Source organism: Pseudophaeobacter sp. EL27 (assembly GCF_900313025.1).
Lineage (GTDB): Bacteria > Pseudomonadota > Alphaproteobacteria > Rhodobacterales > Rhodobacteraceae > Pseudophaeobacter.
In genome coordinates this window covers 228903-253842 of the sequence record NZ_OMPQ01000005.1, presented here as the reverse complement: position 1 = coordinate 253842, position 24940 = coordinate 228903, and the positions used below count along the sequence as shown (strand labels likewise).

The 24940-nt window shown below is 58.7% G+C and carries 22 protein-coding genes, 1 other RNA gene and 1 riboswitch; of the genes, 12 read left to right on the top strand and 11 right to left on the bottom strand.

What is annotated here, in order from left to right:
- Nucleotides 1-61: 61 nt before the first annotated feature.
- The gene (locus ED661_RS04185; RefSeq protein WP_122072683.1) at nt 62-697 is read left to right on the top strand and encodes a LysR substrate-binding domain-containing protein; all 636 of its coding nucleotides are present in this window, start codon (nt 62-64) and stop codon (nt 695-697) included.
- A 272-nt stretch (nt 698-969) separates the two neighbouring features.
- On the opposite strand, the gene ED661_RS04180 is transcribed toward ED661_RS04185, so the two are convergent.
- Together ED661_RS04180 and ED661_RS04175 are read right to left on the bottom strand one after the other, a co-directional pair.
- Entirely contained in the window at nt 970-1314 is a 345-nt protein-coding gene (locus ED661_RS04180; RefSeq protein WP_009809886.1) for a YbaB/EbfC family nucleoid-associated protein, read from the bottom strand.
- A 74-nt stretch (nt 1315-1388) separates the two neighbouring features.
- The gene (locus ED661_RS04175) at nt 1389-2324 is read right to left on the bottom strand and encodes a GlxA family transcriptional regulator (RefSeq protein ID WP_122072682.1); all 936 of its coding nucleotides are present in this window, start codon (nt 2322-2324) and stop codon (nt 1389-1391) included.
- An 80-nt stretch (nt 2325-2404) separates the two neighbouring features.
- Here ED661_RS04175 and ED661_RS04170 point away from each other — a divergent pair, with 80 nt between their 5' ends.
- On the top strand, nt 2405-2953 hold the full coding sequence (locus ED661_RS04170) for a cysteine hydrolase family protein (RefSeq protein ID WP_122072681.1): 549 nt from the start codon (nt 2405-2407) through the stop codon (nt 2951-2953).
- 106 nt (nt 2954-3059) lie between these two features.
- Here ED661_RS04170 and ED661_RS04165 read toward each other — a convergent pair whose 3' ends face one another.
- Nucleotides 3060-4889 (bottom strand): DNA polymerase III subunit gamma/tau, encoded by a 1830-nt coding sequence (locus ED661_RS04165; protein ID WP_122072680.1) that lies wholly within the window; start codon nt 4887-4889, stop codon nt 3060-3062.
- Nucleotides 4890-5225: 336 nt separating this feature from the next.
- Here ED661_RS04165 and ED661_RS04160 point away from each other — a divergent pair, with 336 nt between their 5' ends.
- Nucleotides 5226-5747 carry a protein-tyrosine phosphatase family protein gene (locus ED661_RS04160; RefSeq protein ID WP_122072703.1) on the top strand — a complete coding sequence of 174 codons (522 nt, stop codon included), beginning with the start codon at nt 5226-5228 and terminating at the stop codon, nt 5745-5747.
- Between the two features lie 11 nt (nt 5748-5758).
- Here ED661_RS04160 and ED661_RS04155 read toward each other — a convergent pair whose 3' ends face one another.
- The 3 genes from ED661_RS04155 to nudC all read right to left on the bottom strand — a co-directional run bounded on the left by ED661_RS04155 (nt 5759) and on the right by nudC (nt 8237).
- Entirely contained in the window at nt 5759-6187 is a 429-nt protein-coding gene (locus ED661_RS04155; protein WP_122072679.1) for a hypothetical protein, read from the bottom strand.
- A 105-nt stretch (nt 6188-6292) separates the two neighbouring features.
- A riboswitch (cobalamin riboswitch) is annotated at nt 6293-6525 on the bottom strand.
- A gap of 190 nt (nt 6526-6715) precedes the next feature.
- Complete coding sequence (locus ED661_RS04150; RefSeq protein WP_122072678.1) at nt 6716-7183, bottom strand: SRPBCC family protein; 468 nt, start codon at nt 7181-7183, stop codon at nt 6716-6718.
- A gap of 67 nt (nt 7184-7250) precedes the next feature.
- Entirely contained in the window at nt 7251-8237 is a 987-nt protein-coding gene (nudC, locus tag ED661_RS04145) for an NAD(+) diphosphatase (protein WP_122072677.1), read from the bottom strand.
- Between the two features lie 336 nt (nt 8238-8573).
- On the opposite strand from nudC, the gene ED661_RS04140 reads away from it, so the two are divergent.
- Together ED661_RS04140 and ffs are read left to right on the top strand one after the other, a co-directional pair.
- A complete protein-coding gene (locus ED661_RS04140) occupies nt 8574-10454 on the top strand; it encodes a 5'-nucleotidase C-terminal domain-containing protein (protein WP_122072676.1) in 1881 nt (626 codons plus the stop codon).
- Between the two features lie 165 nt (nt 10455-10619).
- Nucleotides 10620-10718, top strand: an RNA gene (ffs, locus tag ED661_RS04135) — signal recognition particle sRNA small type.
- A gap of 109 nt (nt 10719-10827) precedes the next feature.
- Here ffs and ED661_RS04130 read toward each other — a convergent pair.
- Together ED661_RS04130 and ED661_RS04125 are read right to left on the bottom strand one after the other, a co-directional pair.
- Nucleotides 10828-11478 carry a hemolysin III family protein gene (locus tag ED661_RS04130; protein ID WP_122072675.1) on the bottom strand — a complete coding sequence of 217 codons (651 nt, stop codon included), beginning with the start codon at nt 11476-11478 and terminating at the stop codon, nt 10828-10830.
- Between the two features lie 99 nt (nt 11479-11577).
- Nucleotides 11578-12411 carry a prephenate dehydratase gene (locus ED661_RS04125; protein WP_122072674.1) on the bottom strand — a complete coding sequence of 278 codons (834 nt, stop codon included), beginning with the start codon at nt 12409-12411 and terminating at the stop codon, nt 11578-11580.
- A gap of 119 nt (nt 12412-12530) precedes the next feature.
- On the opposite strand from ED661_RS04125, the gene ED661_RS04120 reads away from it, so the two are divergent.
- The 5 genes from ED661_RS04120 (at nt 12531) to ED661_RS04100 (ending at nt 19166) form a co-directional block, all read left to right on the top strand.
- The gene (locus ED661_RS04120; RefSeq protein ID WP_122072673.1) at nt 12531-13037 is read left to right on the top strand and encodes a cytochrome c family protein; all 507 of its coding nucleotides are present in this window, start codon (nt 12531-12533) and stop codon (nt 13035-13037) included.
- Between the two features lie 243 nt (nt 13038-13280).
- Nucleotides 13281-15242 carry an extracellular solute-binding protein gene (locus tag ED661_RS04115; RefSeq protein WP_174214160.1) on the top strand — a complete coding sequence of 654 codons (1962 nt, stop codon included), beginning with the start codon at nt 13281-13283 and terminating at the stop codon, nt 15240-15242.
- A gap of 9 nt (nt 15243-15251) precedes the next feature.
- Entirely contained in the window at nt 15252-16340 is a 1089-nt protein-coding gene (locus ED661_RS04110; protein ID WP_122072671.1) for a microcin C ABC transporter permease YejB, read from the top strand.
- A 3-nt stretch (nt 16341-16343) separates the two neighbouring features.
- On the top strand, nt 16344-17450 hold the full coding sequence (locus ED661_RS04105) for an ABC transporter permease (RefSeq protein ID WP_122072670.1): 1107 nt from the start codon (nt 16344-16346) through the stop codon (nt 17448-17450).
- Between the two features lie 129 nt (nt 17451-17579).
- Nucleotides 17580-19166 carry an ABC transporter ATP-binding protein gene (locus ED661_RS04100; protein ID WP_122072669.1) on the top strand — a complete coding sequence of 529 codons (1587 nt, stop codon included), beginning with the start codon at nt 17580-17582 and terminating at the stop codon, nt 19164-19166.
- 124 nt (nt 19167-19290) lie between these two features.
- Here the strand turns inward: ED661_RS04100 and ED661_RS04095 are convergent, their stop codons facing one another.
- Nucleotides 19291-20667: a radical SAM protein gene (locus ED661_RS04095; RefSeq protein ID WP_122072668.1), complete on the bottom strand. Its 1377-nt coding sequence runs from the start codon at nt 20665-20667 to the stop codon at nt 19291-19293.
- Nucleotides 20668-20728: 61 nt separating this feature from the next.
- Here ED661_RS04095 and fnrL point away from each other — a divergent pair, with 61 nt between their 5' ends.
- On the top strand, nt 20729-21469 hold the full coding sequence (gene fnrL / locus ED661_RS04090) for a transcriptional regulator FnrL (RefSeq protein ID WP_122072667.1): 741 nt from the start codon (nt 20729-20731) through the stop codon (nt 21467-21469).
- A 26-nt stretch (nt 21470-21495) separates the two neighbouring features.
- Here the strand turns inward: fnrL and ED661_RS04085 are convergent, their stop codons facing one another.
- Nucleotides 21496-22389, bottom strand: a complete 894-nt coding sequence (locus ED661_RS04085) for a LysR family transcriptional regulator (RefSeq protein WP_122072666.1) — start codon at nt 22387-22389, stop codon at nt 21496-21498.
- 120 nt (nt 22390-22509) lie between these two features.
- On the opposite strand from ED661_RS04085, the gene glyA reads away from it, so the two are divergent.
- The gene (gene glyA, locus ED661_RS04080; protein ID WP_122072665.1) at nt 22510-23835 is read left to right on the top strand and encodes a serine hydroxymethyltransferase; all 1326 of its coding nucleotides are present in this window, start codon (nt 22510-22512) and stop codon (nt 23833-23835) included.
- 96 nt (nt 23836-23931) lie between these two features.
- Here glyA and ED661_RS04075 read toward each other — a convergent pair whose 3' ends face one another.
- A complete protein-coding gene (locus ED661_RS04075; protein ID WP_122072664.1) occupies nt 23932-24771 on the bottom strand; it encodes a universal stress protein in 840 nt (279 codons plus the stop codon).
- Between the last annotated feature and the right edge of the window lie 169 nt (nt 24772-24940).

The following is a 24940-nucleotide window of genomic DNA, read 5'->3' as shown; positions in this document are numbered from 1 at the left end:
CCACCATCAAGTGCCCTAAGCAAATCCGGCGTGTTCTCACAAACAACCTCGATCCGAAGCCGTGGATGCTGCGCTTTCCCAGTTTCGGCATCCCGAGGCTGAGGGTCGCGTTCGCATCGGTGCGCCAGACGACTACGCAACTCTCGTGCTGCCCAAAATATTGTCGATCATCAGCGCGCAGCATCCACGGCTTCGGATCGAGGTTGTTTGTGAGAACACGCCGGATTTGCTTAGGGCACTTGATGGTGGCGACCTTGATATCGCGATTGGGGTTCACACGGCTGGCTCCGTGTCCGGGCAGATCATCTGCTACGAACCGCTCCACTGGGTGGCCGCACCCGGCTATACAGACGATCCTGAGACCAGTCTGTCCCTGGCCCTGTGGCCGCACGAGTGCGCAAGCCGAGTGGTTGCAATGGACGCGCTCAAACAGACAGAGAGAACATGGCGAGTCGCCTACTCTACTCGCAGCATCGGGTTGATCGAACGCGCACTTCTCGACGGCTCAACCTTGGGCGTCATGGAAGCGTCCTGTATCCCAGCATCTTTGAAGATTGTTGATGGGCAGATCGGCTTGCCGCCTTTACCAGAAGTCGCGATCTCGCTTCATTGCTCAGAAAAAACTATGCCGAACAACGAGCTTGTGTCGAGGATCATACTCGCATCTTTTGCTGCAAGTCTTCGCAACCACGCGTGAGGGCGTCTAGGCCGCCGCCTTGGAAGTTGACATTCGCTTCATCGCAGCAAGTTGGGAGGTAGGGCTCTAAGCCGACCTTCGCTGCAAGAGGACAAACACCACGTTGGGCCCATCCTTTGGGTGTTTTGCTTTGAAATTCGAATGCCGCCCGGCGGCAGAAAAAACGCCAGCCCCCAACCGATAGCTTCGGAAGGGGGCTGATCTGGTCCTTTGCGTGAGAATGGGTTCGTCCCAGGTGCTGACTTTGACGGGCCATCACCGGTTTGTCGCCTTTAGAACGGCAGCTTGATATCCTTGGGCAGGCCCATGCTCTCGGTGAGGTTGGCCATTTCTTCCTGCGCCTTCACGGCGGCTTTGGACTGGGCATCCTTGATCGCGGCCAGGATCAGATCCTCGACAACTTCCTTGTCGTCACCGGAAAAGATCGACGGATCAATGTCGAGCTCTTTCAGTTCACCCTTGGCCGACGCTGTGGCCTTGACCAGGCCGGCACCGGCTTCGCCCACCACCATGACATTGTGCAGCTCTTCCTGCATTTCTGCCATTTTTGTCTGCAGTTCCTGTGCCGATTTCATCATCTTGGCCATGTCGCCAAGACCACCGAGGCCTTTGAGCATCTGTCTTCTCCTAAAAACTCTGTTGGCCCCTAAATACGAAGCCTGCCCTCTGCGCACAAGAGGCAGCACCATCCCTAGGCTTTGTAGCGCTGAGCAGAGATGCGAAACCGGTCGCGATAGGCCGCCGGGGTGAGGCCGGTGATGGATTTGAAGGCGCGGGAGAAAGCAGGCAGATCGGTATAACCAGTGGCCCATGCAATCTCGGCGACCGAGGCGTTGCTTTGCTCCAGCCGATTGCGGGCTTTTTCGATACGTAGGCTTTGCAGGTAAGCCGCCGGGGTATAGCCGGTTGCGCGATCAAAGTGACGCGTAAAGCTGCGCAGACTCATCCCGGCGACCTGTGCAAGATCGGCGCTGACCAGCGGTGAGGCGACGTGCAGGTCCATATGGCGCTGCGCTCTCAGAATTGCGGCATCACCATGGGCGCGGTTGGGACGAAAGCTGGAATAGTGCCGTTGGGCGCGGCCTGCCGGGTCGACCAACAGGTGTCGTGAAAGTTTTGATACCATGCTGGGCCCGTACCAAAGCCCAGTCAAATGCAGGCCCAGATCCAGCCAGGCCATCAGTCCACCTGCGGTGATGACATCGTGGTCATCAATCAGGATCTCTTCGGCCTTGAGATCGACCTGTGGAAACCGCCTCTGAAACTCCTGCTCCAGGGCCCAGTGGGTGGTGGCAGGGCGTCCTTGCAACAGGCCCGCCGCTGCCAGCCAAAAGGCGCCTGCACAAACGGAACAGGCCAGCGCCCCGGCGCTGTGCTGCGCCTTGGCCCAAAGGGCAAGTGGATCTTTTTCGGTGCCGCGCGTCTGCTCCAGCGAGGGCGGGAAAACAAAGGCGGTATATGGGGCGGAGGGCAGTTCTGGGGCAGTGACCAGATCGATTTGTGGTTCTGAGAGCTCTGGCTCCAGACGAGGGATCAGGGAAAACAGATCCGCCAGCCCCCAAAGTGCAGATTTCTGCACGCCAGGATAGTCGACAAGCGCAAGAGTGAGGGTTGGCTGCTTCTGCATAAATAATGTCGTACAGGCCAATAGCCCTTATCGTCAAGGCTCGGCATTTTGGTATCAGTGAAATCAAAAGGAGGCTCATAATGAGCAAGACTGCATTGTTGCTGGTGGACATTCAGAACGACTACTTTCCGGGCGGTGATTGGGAGTTGCACCAGATGAATGAGGCGGCTGTAAACGCGGCCTCTCTGCTTGCGGCGGCGCGGCAGGCTAGCCAAATGGTGGTACATATCCGTCATGAGAACGCCTCGGTTGAAGCGCCGTTTTTTCGCCCCGGCAGCAGAGGCGCCGAGATTCATAGCGCGGTTGCTCCTAGTGAAAGTGAGCCAGTTCTGACCAAGGCGCGCCCCAATAGTTTTCTCGACACGGGCCTGTTGGAGCTGTTGCAAGGGGCAGGGGTGGAGGCGCTTACCATCTGTGGCGCCATGAGCCAAATGTGCATCGATGCCACTACCCGGGCTGCGCGCGATTTTGGCTTTGAGGTGACCGTTGCCGAAGACGCCTGTGCCGCGCGGGCGATGGTGTTTGGCGAAGTTGAGCTAAGCGGCCCGCAGGTGCATGCGGCCTTTATGGCGCCACTGGCTATGGGGTATGCCAGCGTGGTGACTACAGCCGAGATATTGAACACCTGATTGGCAAAAACAATGCGACCCAGCTCCGTTTTGGAATTAGGGCTGGGCCGTGGTTTATGGTGTCATGGCGCGGTACTCACTTTGCCAATGCCGTGAATTGAGCAGATTAATCTTCCTCGAAGGGATCCCATTCATCTTCCACCTCTGGCAGGGCCTCGGCCTCAACTTCTGCGGCCAATTCCTGTGCGGTGCGGATACGGGTGATCTTGGCCTTGGGAAAACTCTCCATCACCGCCTGCACGAGTGGATGTTCGCTGGCCTTGGCGCGCAGGGCGTTTTCGGCAGCGTTTTCCAACTCAGTGATGGTGTCCCCGCCGCCCTCATTCTCCAGCGAGATGATCCAGCGGGCCTGGGTCCAGTTTTGCAGCTGCTGGCCCAGCCGGGCCGCCAAGTCCTTCGGGGCATCGGCAGTTGGCTGGATGGTGATGCGGCCTGGCTGATAGGATACTAGGCGCAGATAGGTCTTTACATATTCCAGCAGCAGCCCGTCACGTCTGAGGCGGATCAGATCAACCACATGTTCAAAACTCGGGTAACGGGCCAGAGCCTGAACGGTTTCGGGGGCCAGCGCTGTTGCGGTGCCATTCCCACCCTGCGCAACCGGCGCGCCGTGAGGCGCGCCACCAGATGCCATGGGCGCTCCGTCAGGAGCGCCGCCGCCCGCCGCAGGCGATGCCATGTTCTGTAGAGAGGCAGAGGTGGTGCCATAGCCAGAGGTCACCATGCCCCCCCCAGGGCCGCCATTTGGTGGGGGTGGAGGGGTGTCCTGCAATTTGCGGATCAGCTCTTCAGGGCTGGGCAGGTCCGCGACATGGGTCAGCCGGATCACTGCCATTTCGGCCGCCATCATGGCGTTGGGCGCGGCGGCGACCTCTTCCAGAGCTTTGAGTAGCATCTGCCACATTCGGGTCAGCACCCGCATCGCCAGGGCTTCGGCCATTTGCTGGCCACGGGCGCGCTCATCGGGGCTGACGGTGGGATCTTCGGCAGCATCAGGTGTGATCTTCACCACCGAAACCCAATGAGTGATTTCCGCCAAATCGCGCAGCACCGCCAGGGGGTCGGCACCCTCGGCATATTGGGCGCCCAGCTCGGTCAGAGCTCCGGCAGCATCGCCGCGCAGGATCATATCCATCAGATCCAGCACCCGCCCGCGATCCGCCAGACCCAGCATGGCGCGCACCTGATCTGCAGTGGTTTCGCCAGCACCGTGCGAGATGGCCTGATCCAGCAGCGAGGTGGCATCGCGTACCGAGCCTTCGGCAGCGCGGGTGATCAGCGCAAGGGCATCCTCATTGATCTCGGCGCCCTCGGCACTGGCGATCTTGCGCATCAGCGCAATCATCACCTCGGGTTCAATCCGGCGCAGATCATAGCGCTGGCAGCGCGACAGCACCGTCACCGGCACCTTGCGGATCTCGGTGGTGGCAAAGATGAATTTGACGTGGGCGGGCGGCTCTTCCAGGGTTTTCAGCAGCGCGTTAAAGGCGCTGGTGGAGAGCATATGCACCTCATCGATGATGTAGATCTTGTAACGGGCCGAGGCCGCACGGTACTGAACCGAATCGATGATTTCGCGAATATCGCCCACACCGGTGCGGCTGGCAGCATCCATCTCCATCACATCAACATGGCGACCTTCCATGATGGCGGTGCAGTGCTCGCAAACTCCGCAGGGTTCGGTGGTGGGTTGACCGTTGCCGTCGGGGCCTATGCAGTTCATCCCCTTGGCAATGATCCGCGCCGTGGTTGTTTTGCCGGTGCCACGAATGCCGGTCATGATAAAGGCCTGGGCGATGCGGTTGGTTTCAAACGCATTTTTCAGCGTTCTCACCATGGCGTCCTGACCTACCAAATCGGCAAATGTCTCGGGGCGGTACTTCCGCGCCAGGACTTGATACTGAGGCTGGCTGCTGTCGCTTGTGCTGTCGTTCATAGGTCTCTTGCCGGATTCGGAAGGCGGGATCGCGTCCGTGCAAGCTACGCGGGCTGGCGGGCTTCGTCCACCGCTGTTGACCAACTGGGGCGTCGCAGGTCAGACTTTGGGGGCGGTGCCCGATCTGGTGCCGGTTTTTAAGAGTTTTGGGCAGGGCCTCGGGCCTGTGCTTTCTGAGGGCCTGTGCCTTCAGGGGGCCTATGCTTCGAGGGGGCCTGTGTCTCCGGAGAGCCTGCGATGCCGGATTGTTTGATATGAAAATGCCTTTGGAAAAACCCGCCGGACCTGACCGTGACTCTGCGCTCTCTGCCGCAGCAAGCCAACTGGGAAGCTGTCATGGATGATCACCTCAATGACCCGGCTGTAAAGTCGCTCACACTGCACGCCCTGAGCGTGGAGGATGGCATTCTGGCACTTTGTCCGTTGCCAGGCGGTGGTGGTGACTACAGGGGGGATATGGATCACCTGCATGATTGGCAGCCAGGGCTGGTGATCTCGATGACAACCGAGGTCGAACATGTCGACGCGGGTGCAGCGCCTTTGGGACAGGATATCCAGGCCATGGGATGTCGCTGGATCCATCTGCCACTGCCGGATTTTTCTGCCCCCACCAAAGACATGCTACGGCAATGGCCCGAGGTCAGCGCGCTGGCGCTGCGGGCCCTGCGTGGCGGTGGCCGGGTCTTGGTACATTGCAAGGGCGGCTGTGGGCGTTCCGGCATGGTGGTTCTGCGTCTGATGATCGAAGCCGGAGAAAACCCTGGCAGAGCCCTGCGCCGCCTGCGCGCTGTGCGCGCCTGCGCCGTTGAGACAGAGGCCCAGATGAGCTGGGCTATGACAGCAACACCAGTGGCATAGGGCAAGGCAGTCTAGGGGGAAAGGGGCATCCTCTGCGCACGGGCCTGTTGACGCGGGAGCTTGGGAATAGCTTCCCCCATAGCGCAGGGGCGTGGACCCGGTTTTGCGACAGAAAAGGCCCGACTGTCTGCTTGGAACAGGGTATCCGCAAGCTGGTCCAGGGCCTTGGTATCGATTGTTTCGGTAACGTCGCAAAACACCCGAATGCGGTTATGGCTGGCGATGAAGCGGGCCGGGCAATGCCGTGCGCAGCCATCCAGCAGGCTTTCACCGCAGAGTTCAAATTCTTCCGTTGTCACTGGTCGTGCCTTATCCACCGCCCCCGCCAGCGCCGTGAGCATCCGGGCCAGGGCCGGACAGGCCTTGCCCTGATGCATACAGATGCTTTGGGAAAAGTGGTGGGTGTCTTTGATCGTTGTCTGGTCCGTTTGTGTCATCATGCGCCCTCCGCGCGATGGCCGGGGATTAGGGCATTGGCATGCAGAGGGGGCTGGAAACTGTGCCACCGATCACCTCATGCACCCGCCCGGACTCCCCGTCCAGTTTCGAGTTTCATTGGTGATGGCAGGTCTCCTGACTTGCGGGTCGATGCGGTTTCGGTCCTTCCCGGTCAGGATCACATCCCTGAGCCAGTGGTTAACCCGAAGCGCTCGCCGCTTACAGTTGCGGGGGCAGTCGCGGAGTTGGCAGGGCTGAATTAGCCTGGCCGCACCGCGTTCCCTTTTCATCCTGGACACAAGATTTATGCGCCGCAAGAACCATCCCCTAAACCGCTATCGCTGACAGGGATGAGTCGTCAATCAAGAAGTGGCAGACATGGCCGGAACCGCGAATTTCAGCGCGGAAATGCGTGCAGGGCGATCGCCCTGACAGGCAGTGAAAATGCGAAACAACAGTGGGCAACGCCCTGTATACACAGGGCCGCGTTCAGGGCTGGTTTGCAGCCAGTGCCAGAGTCTGGCGATGGTTTAGGCGCTTCGGTTCAGCCGGTCTTCGGTTAGGCTGGCAAACTCTGCCACCCGATGTTTGAAGCGCTTGTTGACTTTGGAGCGTGCGAGTTTCAGCGATTGCAGCAACAGACGTCCAGACAGGGTTTTGGCCTCTAGCTTGACTTTTACCGACAACCGGGTGCGCCGTGGTGAGAGCGCCAGAAGCTCAATCTGTCCCTTGCCGCTGAGGCTGTTGCTATCGCTGTTCAGGGCAATCAGCGTTGTGGGCTCATAGTTGGAGAGCTCCAGGCGCAGTTCTCGGGGTTTGCCGCGAAAATCCGCCCGCACATCCCAGGCCATGCCAACCTGTGGGGTTGGGTCGTCGCTCAGGCGTTGGACTTCGACGCCGCGCCGGATTGCCGACCGTTCAAAGCTGGCAAAGTCGGAAATCGCTGCAAAGACTTCGGCCAGAGGCGCATCTACGTCCTCTTTACTCGCTAATTCCATGATATGCCGCCTGACCCGTGGTCAGCCCTCAGAGTTTCTTATTGGGTTTGTTGTTAGAATAATCTCCTTAATCCAAAGTGTCTGCAAGCCAGTTTTCCAGAAGAAAATGTGCAATTGCGCCCTTTCTCGCCGGTTTGATGACTGGGTGCTCTCCTGCAAAGACAGTCATCATATCCTGACGACTTACCCAGATTGCATCTTCGATCTCCTTGGGGTCGATGGTGATGTCGCGGCTGGTGGCTAGACCGCTGCAGCCAAACATCAGCGACATCGGAAAAGGCCAGGGCTGACTGGAGAGATACCCCACTTCGGCCACGGAAACGCCGGTTTCTTCAAAGACTTCTCGCCGAACCGCGGCCTCGAGCGTTTCCCCGGGTTCCACAAACCCCGCGAGGAGCGAATACATGCCCTCTGGCCAGCCGGGTGAGCGCCCCATCAAAACATCATCGCCATGGGTGATCAGCATGATGACAACCGGGTCAGTGCGGGGGAAATGTAGCGCCTTGCAGCTGGGGCATTTGCGTTGCCAACCGGCCTGGCTGACCAGGCTTTTTTCACCGCAGCGCGCACAGAATTGGTGGGATTGGTGCCAGGAGAGCAAGGCCTTGGCAGTTGCCGCCAGCTCTGCCTCCAATGGGGTGAGCCGTGCCATGATGCGACGCAGTTCGGCAAAGACACAGCCCGCAGGCAGATCCGGGTGCTGTTGTTCGCTCAGATCGGCAAAGCTGGCGAGAGCCATTTCATCCAATGCATCCGGCTGCCAGGCGCCAAGATCACAGGCAAACCGCTCTGTCCCATCCGGTGCCTGGCCGAGATAAAGCGCCGCCTTGCGATGTTCGATTGCCAATGGGTGATTGGCGGCGACCCAGGCCAGCCCATCCGGGCCACGATCAGGATCAGAACGCTGGCTGAGGACCTTGCCACGCCAGGTCATCAAAACCAGCGTGTCTGCGGCGCTCCAGGCCGCAGCGAGGGTCGCGGGATCCTCTCGCAGTTGCGCCTTGCGGTCCAAACCGCCACCACCACCAAAGGTTACCTGTTCAGCACGTTTCATCCACCGTTCCCCGCATTGCCTGTGGCGCCAGAAGTAAGACCGGAAATTAGCGCGGCCCTGCATTTTGGCGCATTTAGGCAAAGTGATGACCCCTTAGGGCACGAAATACCAGACCATCTCTGATAATTTGGGTTTTACAGGCAGTGAGTGTGCTGCCTTGACTTTGGTTGCCTCTGGGCTAGCTCCTGAGCAACTTGGTTAATTTTTCTTAAAGATGATGTATTTGGAGGCTTTGCAAATCCGTGAAACGCTGTTTCATAGGAGGGGCGGTTCTCAGAAAGGGAGCTGGTGAAGCAAGAGATCGGACCACTTAGTGACAGCTGTGACATCAGCACAATGACAGAGTTGGGAGCCTCCACATCAGAGGTCACCGGGGTGTTGCGCATACTTGCGACAACCGACCTGCACTGCAATTTGCTCAGCCGAGATTACTACGCGGATCGGGAAGATCCAGGGGTCGGTCTTTCACGGCTGGCCAGTCTTATCTCCGGGGCGCGCCAAGAGGCCCAGGCTCGGGGCGGGGCGACCCTGTTGCTTGACAATGGCGACGCGCTACAGGGCTCTCCGATTGGGGAGGCCGCGTTGCGGGCCGACCAAGGGCTTGATCCCACTAGCGCCACTGCCGTTCATCCTTTGATGTCAGCCTTTTCGGCGCTGGGCTATGATGCTCTGGGGCTGGGTAATCATGATTTCAACTTTGGTTTACCGGTGTTGGAAACGGTGCTGAAAGATGCGCCCTGCGCGGTTGTCTGCTCGAACATGCAGGCCGTTGCCCCTGACCATGCACTGCCTTTTGTAAAGTCCGCGATTGTGGAGCGGTGTCTCGATGCCTTGCCTCAAGCGCCTAATCTGCGCATCGGCATCCTGTCGGTCTTGCCTCCGCAAACCATGGTTTGGGATGCCCATTTGCTAGAAGGCGAGGTCGAGATACAGGATATGGTGCAGGCTGCAGCGGCCAGTGCCGCAGAGTTGCGGGCTGCAGGGTGTGATCTGGTTATTGCTCTGGCCCACACGGGCGTTGGCGGCGAATTCGCGGTCCCCAACATGGAAAATGCTCTGCGCCCCATCGTGGCCACCACCGGCATTGATGCGGTGATTGGCGGTCATACCCATCTGGTTTTGCCGGACCCTGAACATGCCTTCGCAAAACCAGTGGTCATGCCCGGGGCGCATGGTTCTCATCTGGGGCAGATTGATATGCATCTACGCTACGGGGCTGAAGGTTGGCAGGTTGAGACCTGGCAGGCCAGTGTCGTGCCAATTGCCCGCCGTGATGCCTGGGGAAAGCTCTCCCCCCTGGTGGCTGAAGATCCGGCTCTTGTTGAGATCCTGGCAAAGGCGGATGCGCAGACGCAGGCGCGAATGAAGGAACCTGTTGGGCATTGCTCCAAGGCGTTGCATTCCTATTTTATTTTCTTTGGACAGGATCACGGCTTGGCCCTGACGGCCTGCGCTCAGATGGCGGCCGTGCGCCCGATGCTGGCGGGAACACAGGCGGGTGAGCTGCCGCTGTTATCCGCGGTGTCGCCAGGGAAATTTGGCGGCCGCTCGGGGCCTGAGAATTACACTGATATTGCTGCGGGTGATTTATGCATGCGCAATGTCGCGGATCTGCAGGTTTTTCCCAATGTGATCTGGGGCGTAAAGGTCAATGGCGACCAGCTCTTGGAGTGGCTGGAAATGTCTGCGGGGATGTTCAATCAAATCACCCCAGAGAGTCGCAGCGCTGAGTTGGTTAACCTGGACCGCGCCGGGCATAACTTTGACGTGATTTTTGGTCTGGACTACGAAATTGACGTCACGCAGCCGCCACGGTTTTCCTCTTCCGGTCTGCTGATCAACCCGGATGCGCACAGGGTCCGGAACCTGTGTTGGAACGGAGTTCCGGTTTCCAGCACGCAGCAATTCTCTGTTGCGACAAACAGTTATCGGGTCAGTGGCGGTGGCAACTTCAAGATGGTGCAGGAGGCAGAACAACTGCGCCTGCCGGGGGTTAAGATCCGCGATGCGATCTGTGATTATGTGTCAGGGCGCCTGCCCACGGATGAGCTAGCGAGTGCCCCTTATCCATGGCGGCTGAGGCCGCTGCCGGGCACGCGGGTCTCGGTCTACACCGGGCCGGTCGCGCGCAACTACCTGGACGAGCTGCCAGCGGGGCAGGTTGAGGATCAGGGTGTGACGCCCAGTGGGTTTCTCAAACTGCGGCTCAGCCTGTAGTGGGACTGAATTTGGCCAGAAAACCATGAAATCAAAGCAACCCGCCTGAGCCCCCATCTGGTCCCTTCCCGGAACAGGTCTACAGGGGGCATGAGAGGGCTTGTTTCCTGCGGGGACTGACAGCGCGCTCTTGTCATTGTGACAAACTCTGCCTATATCGGGATTCGAGAGGTTGGCGCGGGCAGGCGCCTCGCCAACCTGGTCAGATCCGGAAGGAAGCAGCCACAACGAGCCCCGCTTGGGTCGATGTCCAACCTCTCACCTTCTCCCTCTCACAGTCGTCTCTGCCAAACAGATGTGTTGATGGCTTTTAGGTCCGGCATTTTGCATTGGATCCTATGTTCGCTAGGCGCAGAGCTGAGGGCTTTGCTGGTCAGAACAGGGCGATCCAGATGCCGGCAAACATCAGGATGCCGCCAATATTCACCCAAATGTGCCAGATGGCATAGCGAAACGGCAGGGATTTGCGGGCGTAGAATCCGGTGCCAATCACAAAGCTGGCGACGCCAGACAGGATGCACCAGAGGCTCTCGACCGGGACCATGGTCAGATCTGGCAGGGCAAATAGCCCAAGCGTGCCCAGCCCGAGGTAAGAGGCCGTCGACCAGCGTGTCTTGACATCTTTATGGGTGATCTTGTGCCAGATCGCCAGGGCCGTCAGCCCCCAGCAAAGATACAAAAGTGTCCAGGTCCAGGTGGTGCCTGCCTGAACAAAGAAGGGCGTGAAGGTGCCGGTAATGCTGGGATAGATCGCCGCATGGTCAATACGGCGCAGCAAAAGGCGACGGTCATGCCAGGGACCAAAGTGGTAGCAGCTCGACGCGATATTGGAGGCCAATACAGACAGGACATAGACACCCAGCGCTGCAATCAGCGTCCCGTCGAGGTCCGCGCTGGCCTTGAAAGACAGGGCTGCGCCAGCCACCAGAATCAGGACCAATCCAACGGCATGCACCAGCATATCCGCACGACGATGAGCCGGGTGGGTGCTGGGATAGGTTGTGACAGGCGGTGCTGCGGTCATGATGGACTCGGGTGATGGTACACCCCAGCGATAAGTAGGATGGATTTGAGAGTCTAGATTTCCGATACGTCAGCCAGGCCCCGGCAGGCCAAATGGCGATTAGTAGCGCCCATTGTTGGCGGGGTAGACGCCGAGAATCTCCACATTGGTGGTGAAATAGGCCAGCTCATCCATTGCCAGTTGCACGTTTGCATCATCTGGGTGGCCTTCGATATCCGCGTAAAACTGGGTTGCGGTGAAGGAGCCATCGACCATGTAGCTCTCGAGTTTGGTCATGTTGATACCATTGGTGGCAAAGCCGCCCATGCCCTTGTACAGCGCCGCTGGAATGTTGCGGACTTGAAAGACAAAGCTGGTGATCATGCCATGGGCACCACGCCGGGTGGTATCGGGTTCGCGGGACATGATCAGAAAGCGGGTGGTGTTGTCGCCGCGATCCTCGATCTTTTTCTCCAGCACATCCAACCCGTAGATCTCACCGGCCAATTCGCTGGCCAGAGCAGCTGTGTGGATGTCACCCGCCGCCGCCACATCGCGTGCAGCGCGGGCGTTATCGGGGCTGACGCGTCCCACGATGTTGTTTTTGCGCAGAAATTCACCGCATTGTGGCAGCAGAACCAAATGTGATTTGGCCTCCCGTATGTCTTCCAGCTTGGCGCCGGGGACAGCCAGAAGGTTGATATGTACCCGCACAAAGGCCTCGTCGATGATATGCAGCCCGCTGTGTGGCAGCAGGCGGTGACTATCGGCAACCCGCCCATAGGTGGAGTTCTCAACCGGCAGCATTGCCTGGTCGGCCGCACCAGAGCGCACGGCCTCGATCACATCCTCAAAGGTGCTGCAGGGAAGCACCTCCATAGAGTGACGCGCATTGCGGCAAGCCTCATGACTATAAGAGCCGAGCTCTCCCTGGATGGCAATTTTTCCGGTCATCAGTGCGACTTTCCTGCAAAACTTCAGCAAACGGGCATTTCGTCGCGTTGTCTATACCTTGCCACTGACGAGTGGAAGCCTTAGACAACCCCCAGACAGCTAAAACGGACACGCGATTCATGTTTGACACGATGACCCTAACCAAAGCGACCGCAGGCGTTTGCGGATCGTTCCTGGTGCTTCTTCTGGGCCACTGGGCCGCGGATGTGCTCTATTCGTCAGATGCGCACGGTGAGCAATCTTATGTAATTGAAGTAGCAGATGCGAGCGCCGCTTCTGAAGATGTGGTTGAGGTCAGCTTTGAAGAGCTGATGGCCTCGGCTGACGCCGGCAAAGGCGCCAAAGTCTTCAAGAAATGTGCCGCCTGCCACAAGCTGGAGGCGGGTGTGAACTCCACCGGTCCTTCGCTCTACGGTGTTGTAGGCCGCGCCACTGCCGCAGAAGCGGGCTTTGGCTACTCCGGCGCCCTGACCGCTCTGGGCACCACCTGGACTGCGGAAGAGCTTGATGCCTTCCTGACCAAGCCTTCGGCCTATGCTTCGGGCACCTCGATGTCCTTTGCCGGTTTGCGCAAGGAAAAAGACCGGGTGAACCTCATCGCCTATCTGGACAGTCTCGACGATTGATCTTGACCTGACCTAAGGGTCGGCTCAAAAGTATTCAAAAAGGTCGCGGCTTGTGTCGCGGCCTTTTTCCGTTGGGCTGCCCGGTGGAGAATTCTAGCCGGGAATTCGGCTTGATCACGCTCTTTCGATCCGATGAAGTCCGAGATCGCGCAATCTCAACTTGAATGTTACCTCCTGCGGCCATTAGCTTGAGAGGTAGGAAAACCGGACCAGTTGAAGGCCGGACAAAGGAGGTTGTGGCAGATGACATCCCATATGGCAGGTAATCAGGCGGGTAAAAACCAGCAACGACGGGGTGCTCAGGCGCGGGTCCGGGCTGTGCAACCTGATCCCGGCGGGGTGCTTCGTGCAGCCTACCTTCTGGCGCTCGGTTTTGTGCTTGTTCTGCTGCTGGCCCTGCCGCTGAGGGTCGAGGCAGGTGCGATTGTCAAAAGCCATGGTTTTGCTGAATTTGGTGCGCTGAAATACCCCGAAGGTTTTGCCCATTTTGACTATGTGAACCCTGAGGCCCCCAAGGGCGGTGAGCTGTCAATTTCGGCGGTGGGCACCTTTGACAGTATGAACCCCTATACCCGCAAAGGGCGGGGCGGGGCATTGGCGTCAGAGCATTTTGAGAGCCTGATGATTGAGTCCTATGATGAGCCGGGCTCCTATTACGGGTTGATTGCCGAAAGCTTGGAATTTCCCCTGACGCAGGACTGGGTGATCTTCAATCTGCGCCCTGAGGCGCGGTTTTCCGATGGCAGCCCGGTGACGGCTGATGATGTGGTGTTCTCCCATAACATCCTGCTGGATCAGGGGCTGCAATCCTATGCTGAGGCCGTGCGCAAACGCATCCCCAAGGCGGAAGCGCTGGGTCCATATCAGGTGAAGTTCTATTTCTCGCCGGATTTCCCACGACGCGCGATGATTACACAGGTGGCTGGCACGCCGGTCTTCTCCAAGGCCTGGTTCGAGGCCGACCCGGAAAACCGTCGCCTGGATGAGCCGCGTCTGGATCCGGGTATTGGTTCCGGCCCCTATCTTCTGGACAAGGCCGAGATCAACCAGCGCATCACCTATCGCCGCAATCCTGACTATTGGGGCAAGGATTTGAACGTCAATATCGGTCGCCACAACTATGACAGTATCCGGGTGGAGTATTTTGGCGATGCCATTGCGGCGATGGAGGGCTTCAAGGCCGGGGTCTATACCGTGCGGCCTGAAAACAATTCCAAGAGCTGGGCCACGGCCTATGACTTTGATGCCGTTGCCAATGGCGATGTGATCAAGGATGAAATCCCGAACGGCAATGTGCCTGCGGCCAGTGGCTTTGTGATGAACCTGTTGCGGCCGCAGTTTCAGGACATTCGTGTGCGCGAAGCGGTGCAGCTGGCCTTCAACTTTGAATGGACCAATGAGAGCCTGCAATATGGGCTGTTCCGCCATCGCAGCTCGTTTTGGCAGGATAGTGATCTGGAGGCCAAGGGCCTGCCTCAGGGGCGCGAGCTGGAGGTGCTGACCGCACTGGGCGACCAGATTGATCCGGGGCTTTTGACCTCGGAACCGGTGATGGCGCATGCTTCCAAACCCAAACGCCCCAATGATCGTAGCAACCTGCGCCGTGCCATGAAACTGTTGGATGAAGCGGGCTGGGAAGTGAACAGCGATGGGATGCGCCAGAACGCGGCGGGGGAATTGCTGAAGATCGAGTTCCTGCTCGATAGCCCAACGTTGGAGCGTATCGTCAGCCCCTATGTCTCAAACCTGCAGGCCATGGGGATTGATGCGGTATTGAACCGGGTGGATTATGCGCAATACACCAGTCGTCGCCGGGAAAAGGATTTTGATATGGTCTCCTTTGCCTATCGAAAATCCCTGGAACCATCGACGGGGCTGTACCAGCAGTTTGGCGCCGAGGCGCATGAGTATTCCGTGTTCAACCCAGCTGGACTAGCTGATCCTGCAGTGGATGCGCTGATCGACAATATCGTCGATGCCAAAACCCAGGATGTTCTCTATTCCAATACGCGCGCACTGGACCGGGTGCTGCGGGCGAAACGCTTTATGGTGCCAACCTGGTATCTGGATGTCAGCTGGATCGCCTATTGGAAGCAATATGCCTACCCAGAAAACCTGCCCCCCTATTCCACCGGGTTGCTGGATCTGTGGTGGGTCGATGCCGATCGCGAGGCTGCGTTGAAAGCCTCGGGCGCCTTGCGGTAAGGGCGCGATATGGCAGCCTACATCCTTCGACGTTTACTGCTGGTGATCCCAACCCTGTTTGGCATCATGGTGGTGAACTTTACTCTGGTGCAATTTGTCCCTGGCGGCCCGGTGGAGCAGGTGATTGCCCAGCTCCAGGGCGGTGGTGACGTGTTTGAGGGCTTTGCCGGCGGCGGTGGTGATGCCGGTGGCAATGCCGTGATTGAGGCCAATGACAGCTATGCCGGCCGTCAGGGGTTGCCGCCAGAACTCATTGAAGAGCTGAAAGAGCAGTTCGGCCTGGATAAGCCACCGCTGGAACGCTTTGGCCTGATGCTGTGGAACTACATGCAGTTTGATTTTGGCGAGAGCTACTTTCGCAAGATCGACGTGACCGAACTGGTGCTGGAGAAGATGCCAGTATCGATCTCGCTGGGGCTGTGGTCCACCTTGATTGCCTATATGATCTCGATCCCCATGGGCATTCGCAAGGCGCTGCGCGATGGCTCGCGCTTTGACACCTGGACCAGTGGTATCATCATTGCTGCCTATGCGATCCCTTCGTTCCTGTTTGCCATCATGCTTTTGGTGCTGTTTGCTGGGGGTTCCTACTGGCAGATCTTCCCGCTGCGTGGCTTGACCTCGGACAATTGGGAGAATCTCAGCCTGATGGGCAAGATTGCAGATTATGCCTGGCACATCGCCCTGCCGGTGATTGCCTCGACCATTGGCGCCTTTGCGACATTGACCCTGCTGACCAAGAACTCGTTCCTGGATGAGATCAAAAAACAATATGTCATCACCGCCCGAGCCAAGGGCCTGTCTGAGAACCGGGTGCTTTATGGTCATGTGTTTCGCAATGCCATGCTGATCGTGATTGCCGGTTTCCCGGCAGTGTTCATCAGCATCTTCTTTTCCGGCAGCCTGATCATCGAGACGATTTTCTCGCTGGATGGTCTGGGGCGTCTGGGGTTTGAGGCCGCCGTGGCGCGGGATTACCCGGTGATTTTTGGCACCCTGTTTATCTTTGGCCTGATGTCACTGGTTGTCGGTATCCTGTCGGATCTCATGTATGTGTTGGTGGATCCGCGCATCGATTTTGATAAACGGGAGGGCTGAGCGATGGCATTGTCCCCTCTAAATCAACGCCGCTGGAACACCTTTCGCCGCAACAGGCGCGCCTATTGGTCGATGTGGATTTTTGCGGTGCTCTTTGGCCTGTCGCTCTTTGCCGAGTTCCTGGCCAATGACAAACCTATCCTGGTGAGCTATCGCGGCGAGATCTTTACGCCGGTGTTCAACTTTTACCCCGAGACCACTTTTGGGGGTGATTTCAAAACGGAAGCGAACTACCGCGACCCTGAAGTGGAATGCCTGATCCGGTCTGGCGGGATTGAAGACTGCTTTGATGAACCAGAAGAGATCATTGATCAAATCGCGGCGGATAGCTACGCGGCGGACGGTTTTTACAAAGGCTGGACGCTCTGGCCGCCCATCCCCTATTCCTACAACACCTCGGTAGATCGCCCAGGTGCAGCCCCGCTGGCGCCCAATGGGCAGAATCTGCTGGGCACGGATGATACCAAACGCGATGTCTTGGCGCGGGTCATTCATGGGTTCCGCCTGTCGATACTTTTTACCCTGATGGTGACGGCGGCGGCCACGTTGATCGGGGTTTTGGCGGGGGCAGTGCAGGGCTATTTTGGCGGCTGGCTGGATCTGGTGTTCCAGCGGGTGATCGAAATCTGGAGCTCAACGCCAACGCTCTATGTGATTATCATCATGTTTGCCATTCTGGGCCGCAGTTTCTGGCTTTTGGTAGGGCTGATGATCCTGTTCAGCTGGACCTCATTGGTGGGCGTGGTGCGGGCCGAATTCCTGCGGGCGCGCAATCTGGAATATGTCCGCGCCGCCAAAGCGCTGGGGGTGGGCAATATGACCATAATGCTGCGCCACATGCTGCCCAATGCCATGGTGGCGACGCTGACCATGCTGCCCTTTATCATTACCGGCACCATCAGCTCGCTGGCGGGGCTGGATTTCCTCGGCTTTGGTCTGCCCTCCTCAGCGCCCTCATTGGGGGAGCTGACACTGCAGGCAAAACAAAACCTCGAAGCCCCCTGGCTGGCCTTCACCGCCTTTTTCACCTTTGCCCTGATGCTGTCGCTGCTGATCTTCATCTTTGAAGGCATCCGTGATGCCTTTGACCCAAGAAAGACCTTTTCATGAGGTGGCTTCCCAAACCGCCGATCCGCCCGGCTGCAAGCCGGGCAGTGCCCGACCGCCCCCATGGGCGGGCACTTCGTTTCCGCCCGCGGTCGAGCACCGCCCTACCGTTTGCTGCAGGCAAGAACTGACATGACAGAAGCTCCCATCCTTCAGGTCAAGAACCTGTGTGTCTCCTTCCAGCAGGACGGTAAAGTCAACAGGGCGGTCAAAGGCGTGTCCTTTTCGGTGGGGCGCGGTGAAACCGTGGCCCTGGTCGGCGAATCCGGGTCGGGAAAATCCGTCTCGGCGCTCTCAACCGTCTCGCTGTTGGGCGACAGCGCCATCGTTGAGGGCTCTGTCACCTATGACGGGGTTGAGATGGTTGGCGCCGATGAAAAGCACCTGATGCAGGTGCGCGGCAATGACATCAGCTTTATCTTTCAGGAGCCGATGACCTCGCTCAATCCGCTGCACACCATTGAAAAGCAACTGGCGGAATCGCTGGCGCTGCATCAGGGATTGCAGGGGCAGGCAGCGCGGACCCGTATTCTGGAGCTGATGAATAAGGTTGGTATTCGGGATGCGGAAAACCGTCTCAGCGCCTATCCGCATGAGCTCTCTGGCGGTCAGCGCCAGCGAGTGATGATTGCCATGGCCCTGGCCAACAAGCCCGAGGTGCTGATCGCCGATGAGCCGACAACGGCGCTGGATGTAACCATCCAGGCGCAGATTCTGGAACTGCTGGCAGAACTGAAGAAATCTGAGGGCATGGGGCTACTGTTTATCACTCATGATCTGAACGTGGTGCGCCGCATCGCCGATCGGGTCTGTGTGATGAAGGGAGGCGAGATTGTCGAGGAAGGCCCTGCGGCGGAGGTTTTTGACAATCCACAACATGCCTATACGCAAAAATTGCTGGCCGCAGAGCCTTCGGGCATTCCCGAACCGGTGGCTGAAAATGCGGCTGAGATGATCCGCACCAAAGATTTGAAAGTCTGGTTTCCAATTCAGAAAGGGCTGCTCAAACGCACTATCGGTCATGTGAAAGCGGTCAATCCAACCTCACTCTCTGTGCGGGCAGGGGAGACTCTGGGCATTGTCGGCGAGAGCGGCTCTGGCAAGACTACCATGGCACTGGCGATCATGCGGTTGATTGCCTCCGAGGGTGAGGTGCGCTTTTGTGGAGATGACCTGCGGCAATGGTCCACGCGGGAGCTACGCAGTCTGCGCAAAGATATGCAAATCGTATTCCAGGATCCCTTTGGCTCGCTGAGCCCGCGCATGACCTGCGCGCAGATCATTGCCGAGGGGCTGGCCATTCACAAGGTCGATCAACACCGTGCCCCGCGCGAGCTGGTGGCGGATGTGATGGTGGAGGTCGGATTGGATCCGGCCACCATGGATCGCTACCCGCATGAGTTTTCCGGCGGGCAGCGTCAGCGTATCGCCATTGCACGTGCTATGGTATTGCGCCCCAAACTGGTGGTTCTGGACGAGCCGACCTCGGCATTGGATATGACGGTACAGGTACAGATCGTCGAGCTGCTGCGGGATCTGCAAAAGCGCTATGGGCTGGCCTATCTGTTCATCAGCCATGATCTCAATGTGGTGCGAGCGATGTCGCATCAGGTGGTGGTGATGAAACAGGGCGATATCGTCGAGACCGGGGAGGCTGAGGCACTGTTTGAAAATCCACAAATGGACTACACCCGGCAGCTGCTGGCCGCAGCTCGATAAATAGGTAAGGGGGGAGGCTCCCGCGCGCTTAGCCTTTGCCAGAGGCAAAAGCACACCCTTGGGGGTGGCGCCGCTGTCGCGGCGCTGCAGCTTTTCATGGGCAGGGGGCTGGAAATCCTCAGATCTAGGAGACCCGGGTTTCTGCCGCTGTGGGTGGCAGGCTGTCAGAGCCCGCGGCTTCATAGGCGTCAAAATGGCGGGCGATGACCCGTGTGATGGCGCGGGCCTCTTCTGAAACCAGAGCACCATTTTGGGTTTTGACCAGAATATCGGGAAAGGCTGCGCAGGCCTCGGCGACCAGGCTCTCAAACCGGGCTTCCTGACCCGGGCAGTGCTGCAGGATCCGATCGCCTGGGATTGAGAACCCACAGAGCAGGGCCTTGATGATACGCCCTCTCAGGTGGTCTTCGCCCGCAAAGGCGTGGCCACGGGCAGTGGCAAAACTCCCGGCCTCAATTGCGGCCATGTAACGGGCGGTGCTGGGCGCATTTTGCACATAGCCCTGCGGGAAACGTGAGATTGCAGAGGCCCCCAGCCCAATCAGCACCTCTGCCGGATCGTCGCTATAGCCCTGAAAGCTCCGCTTGAGACTCTGTGTGTCGCGGGCTTGGACCAGGCTGTCGCCCGGGCGGGCAAAACTGTCGATGCCGATTTCCTCATAGCCCTCCTCTAGGCAGAGGGCGCGGGCGGCTTTGAACAGGTCCAGGCGATCCTCTGGCCTGGGAAGCGTTTCGGAGGGGATCATTGCCTGGCGGCGGATCTGCGCGGGCAGATGTTTGTAGCCGTAAAGGGCGACCCGGTCGGGCGAGAGCGACAGCAATTGCTCAGTGCTTTGCCGGATCTGCTCCAGGCTTTGATACGGCAGGCCAAACAGCAGATCGGTGCTCAGATCCTGCACACCACCTTGGCGCAGCATTGCAAGGACCTGCACCACTCTGTCAAATGACAGGCTGCGGCCAATGGCCTGCTGAGTTGTGTCGTCAAACCCCTGCACCCCGATCGAGGCGCGGGTGAGCCCGGCATCAATCAGCGCATCGCAGCGGGCCTGGTCAAATTCATTTGGGTCGATTTCGACCGAGAATTCAGCATCTGGCGCAAGAGGCGCCACCGCAACCACTGCCGCGGCAAGATCGCGAATCATCTCCGGGGATAAAATGGTCGGCGTACCGCCGCCCCAGTGAAGGCGTGACAGGCTGACGTCTTTTGGCAGGTGAGATTTGAGGCGCGAAACCTCCTGTTTCAGCGTTTCGACATAGGCTTCGATCGGGGCATCAGATCTGGTGCCCTGGGTGCGACACATGCAGAACCAACAGAGGTTTCGGCAAAAAGGAACGTGCAGATAAAGGGAAATCCGGCTGCCTGGGGGTATTTGACCTGACCAGGATTGGTAATGTGCAGCACCAATTCGCGCGTCAAAATGTTGCGCCGTTGGATAACTGGTATAGCGCGGCACTTTGGCATCGTATAATCCGAGCTTCGCCAATTGTGATTTCTGACACATATCATTATCCTAGTCAGTAATCGCACGAACGAACTTTGACCTGGATCAAACGGGACTGCCCATGAACGCCCCAACCATTACCCATATCAGCTGCGCTGACTGTCCTATCCGCCATCGGGCCGTTTGCGCCCGTTGCGAGACCGACGAGCTGGAGGCGCTGGACGGCATCAAGTATTATCGCAGCTATGAGGCAGGGCAGCCGATCATCTGGTCTGGTGATGTGATGAATTTTGTCGGCTCAGTGGTTTCTGGCATTGCGACGCTGACCCAGACGATGGAAGACGGCCGCACCCAGATGGTTGGTCTGTTGCTGCCAAGCGATTTTGTCGGGCGCCCCGGCCGCGATGGGGCTGCCTATAATGTGGTTGCAACCACAGATGTGGTGATGTGCTGTTTCCGCAAAAAGCCCTTTGAGGATCTGATGGCAAGCACCCCGCATATTGCCCATCGCTTGCTGGAGATGACCCTGGATGAGCTGGACGCCGCACGCGAGTGGATGCTGGTTCTGGGTCGTAAAACCGCGCGGGAAAAAATTGCCAGCCTGTTGACCATCATTGCCCGTCGCGATGCCTCGCTGACGCCGCGCGGGGCGGTCGATACAATGACCTTTGATCTTCCGCTCACCCGCGAAGCCATGGCGGACTACCTTGGCCTTACTCTTGAAACCGTCAGCCGCCAGATGTCGGCTCTTAAGAAAGACGGGGTGATCGCGCTGGAGGGCAAACGCCGGGTATGCGTACCGGATATGGGCCGTCTGTTCGAGGAAGCCGGCGACGACAGTGATGGCGGCTATATGAGCTAATACCCGTCTCATCCCCGGGGGCAGTTCTAGACCTGACGTGGCGGGGATTGCCGCGCTTGTTCCAGCCATCTGGCGACCTCCTGACTGGCGGAATCTGCACGGCGTCCAGCCATGCTCCACAGTCGCAAGGCCTTAGGTAATATAGCTTTTTGCCCAAAGGGCGCGACCAGTTGACCGCCTGCCAGATAGGGCGCCAACAGGGCCTCATGGCCAATCAACACCCCCGCCCCGTTTAATGCTTCTTCCACTGCGAGCGCATAGAGCGAATAGACCGGGCCACGCGGGGCGATGTGATGTGGCAGGGCGGCCTGCGCCAGCCAGTGTTCCCAATCTTCTTCCCAACTGGTGTCATAGAGACAGGGCAGGTTTAGCAGATCCAACGGCGTCGTCAGCCGCTGAGCCAAGGCGGGGCTACAGACGGGAAAGATGACATCTTCAGCCAGAACGGTGCCTTCGCTCTCGGCATAGAACAGGCATAGATCATAGGAGGTCCGTTTGAGGTTCGGCGGCTGCTCCAGGGCGGTGATGGAGATCTCGGTGCCAGGCATCTCGGCGCGCAGCTGAGGCAGGCGGGGCGAAAGCCAAAACTGGGCGATTGCCGGCAGGGTGGCGATATGCACCACACGCGGTGCGGCGGCATCGCGCATCTGCTGCACGGCTTGTCCCAATTGATCAAAGGCCTGACCAAACGCGGGCAGGGATTGTGCTCCCAGCGCGGTCAGCACCACGCCTTTGGCGGTACGCTGAAACAGCGGCGCGCCAAGCTCGGCCTCCAGCGATTTGATCTGGGCAGAGATCGCCCCCGGCGTGACGCCCAGCTCCTGAGCTGCGGCCGAAAACCCACCCAACCGGGCCGAGGCCTCAAAGGCGCGCAGAGCTGTCAGCGCAAAGGATTTGGGGCGGGGGGGCGAAACGGCCATCTCTAAGACTCACTTTTTCTAACCCTAGATTTTCAGAAAACTGATTTGCGCGCAAGCCCGCGCCTAGGCTCAACTGGGTCAAAGCAAACACCCGAGGCCATGCCCCATAGGAGTTCTACAATGACCAATCTTGCCAACCGCCCCTGGGTTCCCGACCTTTGCGAAGCCCGTGTGCAGGCCATTGCTGCCGCGACTGCTGACATGAACAGTCAGGCCGCTGCTGACCGGATCGAGGCACTGATCGAGCAAAATATCGAGATCCACGACCATGAATGTTTCAACCTCAATCCGGCAACCAATGTGATGAACCCCACCGCCGAGGCCGTGCTGGCGCGCAGCTTGGGCAGTCGGCCTTCGCTGGGTTATCCCGGCGACAAATATGAAATGGGTCTGGAGGCCATTGAAGAGATCGAGGTCATGGCAGCCGAGCTGGCAGCGCAGGTCTTTGGTGCCAAATATGCCGAGATCCGGGTGGCCTCTGGCGCGCTGGCCAATCTCTACGGGTTTATGGCGCTGACCAAACCGGGTGATTGCATCATTGCCCCGCCGGCAGCAATTGGTGGCCATGTGACCCATCACGGCGATGGCTGTGCCGGGCTCTATGGGCTGGTGTCTCATCCGGCGCCGGTCAATGCCGATGGCTATACCGTCGATCTGGAGGCGCTGCGGGCCCTGGCGCTACGCGAGCGCCCCAAGCTGATTACCATTGGCGGCAGCCTCAATCTCTTTGCCCATCCGGTGCGCGAGATCCGCGCCATTGCGGATGAGGTCGGCGCCAAGGTGCTGTTTGATGCGGCACACCAATGCGGCATCATCGCGGGGCGAGCCTGGGCCAACCCCTTGGATGAAGGGGCGCATATGATGACCATGAGCACCTACAAAAGCCTGGGCGGCCCGGCGGGCGGTTTGATTGTCACCAATGATTCTGAGATCGCAGAACGCCTGGATGCCATTGCCTTTCCCGGCATGACGGCCAATTTTGACGCGGCCAAATCGGCCTCTCTGGCGCTGAGCCTGCTGGACTGGGTTGACCATGGTCCGGCCTATGCGCAGGCGATGATTGATCTGGCACAGGCGCTGGCAGCAGAGCTGGAGGCGCTGGGCCTGCCGGTGTTCAAACCTGATGGCAATCAGGCTACCAGCTCGCATCAGTTCGCAATCGAGGCCGCGCGCTTTGGTGGCGGTCAGGCGGCTTCCAAGACCCTGCGCCGGGCAGGATTTCTGGCCTGTGGCATTGGCCTGCCGATTGATCCGGTGGTGGGCGACATGAACGGGCTGCGCATTGGCACGCCTGAACTGGTGCGCCGGGGCGTTACGCCAGCGGAGGCCGGAGCGCTGGCCAAACTGATCGTTGCGGGGCTAACCAGCAATGACCCGGCCTCTGTCGCGCAGGAAACACGGCAAATGCGTGCCGGGTTCCAAGGCATGCACTATCTCCGCAGCTAACTGGGGGCTCTTCGGGGAGCCCAAAGAAAACCACCCGGCTGCCAGCAGCCGGGTGGTTAAAAGTCAGGACTAAGCAGGATCAGCCCCGGGGCTGGATCAATGGGCCAGGAAGATCGGCACAGTTGCCTTTTCAAGCATGTTGCGGGTGGCCCCGCCCAGGATCGCCTCGCGGAAACGGGAATGGCCATAGGCCCCCATGACGATCATACCAGCATCCGTATCGGTGGCGTGGCGGATCAGAATGTCGGACACCCGCGGCATGGTTTTGCTGAGCACGTCGATCTCACATTTGACACCGTGACGCGCCAGCATCTGTGCCAGCATACCACCGGGGTCGGAGCGTTCAGGACCGTGCTGGGGCGGGTCGATCACAACGATGCGCACCAAGTCAGCGCCCGTGAGGAAAGGCATCGCCTTACGAATGGAGGTCATCGCCTCGATGCTCTCGTTCCAGGCAATCAATATGGTTTTAGGCTGGCCAATGGGCTCTGCACCTTCTGGGACAACCACAACCGGAGTGCGCCCTTCAAAAAGCGCTGATTCGACCACGGGTTCGGCCTCAACACCTTTGCCGTTGCCATAGGGCTGACCAAGAACCACCAGATCAGAAAACCGCGCCAAACGGGCGACATGACGCCCCATATCAGCAACCTGAGCAATACCCGCATCGGATGAAAACTGAACCCCGGCCTTTTTCAGATAGTCATCCGCATAGGATTGCAATGCACCGGCGTCCTCTTTGGCGCGCGCCATAGTTTCTTGCAGAACCATGGCGTTAGCACCGGCATAGTAGTAACCGGTCTGGGTGCGATCAACGCCCAGGCACAGTACTTCGGCGTGGCCACCAAAGGCCTCAGCCATCGATGCTGCCTGTGACAAGGGGGTCTCGGCCGTGTCCTGTGAGGTCAGAACCGTGAGTATGGTTTTGTAAGTCATGTTTCACCTCATGTGGTAAAAATTCAGAGCTCTAACAAGAAGGACTGTTAGTGTGGCTGTACCCTGTGTGGTCTGTCACAGTTGAATGGTATTTGTCTTGATGCAGATCAATGCACCTTTGGCACATGTTTTGCATCTAGAGCATGGAATATATGGGTTCCACGCGACG